Annotated in this window: 2 protein-coding genes; both read left to right on the top strand. The window is 71.6% G+C overall.

From position 1 onward, the window contains the following. On the top strand, nt 1-226 hold a 226-nt coding region (locus tag HW837_RS48030; protein WP_193382258.1), incomplete at its 5' end, for a transposase. Next, nucleotides 223-648, top strand: a 426-nt coding sequence (locus HW837_RS48025; RefSeq protein WP_193383588.1) for an IS3 family transposase, incomplete at its 3' end; no start/stop codon positions are given. The genes HW837_RS48030 and HW837_RS48025, both read left to right, overlap by 4 nt.

Below are 648 nucleotides of genomic sequence, written 5' to 3'. Positions count from 1 at the left end.
ACGCGGTGACCGCTCGGTCGGCCAGATCGCCAAGGACTTCGACCTGACCGAGACCGCGGTGCGGCTGTGGGTCAGCCAGGCCGAGGTCGATGCGGGCGAGCGCGACGGCCTGACCAGCAGCGAACGCGTGGAACTGGCCGCGCTGCGGCGGGAGAACCGCCGGCTGCGCGAGGACGTCGACATCCTCAAGCGGGCCACGGCTTTCTTCGCGAAGGAGACCCGGTGACGGTGCACCCGTTCATCGAGGCGGAGAAGCGAGACGGTCACAACGTCAAGCGCGCGTGTGAACTGCTCAAGGTCTCCCGAACCGCCTTCTACGCCCGCCGCACCGGCAAGCCCGGTCCGCGGGCCGTCCGTGACACTGAGCTGACCAGGCAGATCACCGAGGTCCACGCCACGTCACGCGGCACCTACGGCGCCCCACGCATCCACGCCGTGCTGAAACGTGGGGGTGCCCTCTGCGGACGGCGCCGCGTCGCCAGACTGATGCGGGCGGCGGGCCTGGAGGGCCGCCACCGCAGACGACGGCACCTGAGCACCGTCCCCGACCCTCGCGCCGTCCTGCGGCCCGACCTCGTCCTGCGGCAGTTCGGTCCCGACCCGGACGGCGTCGACACCCGCTGGTGCGGCGACATCACCTACGTCCCG

The sequence above is a fragment of the Streptomyces caniscabiei genome, assembly GCF_014930365.1.
In the GTDB taxonomy this organism is placed as follows: domain Bacteria; phylum Actinomycetota; class Actinomycetes; order Streptomycetales; family Streptomycetaceae; genus Streptomyces; species Streptomyces caniscabiei.
Note: the sequence above shows the minus strand (reverse complement) of the source record. Positions and strands in the feature narration are given on the sequence as shown.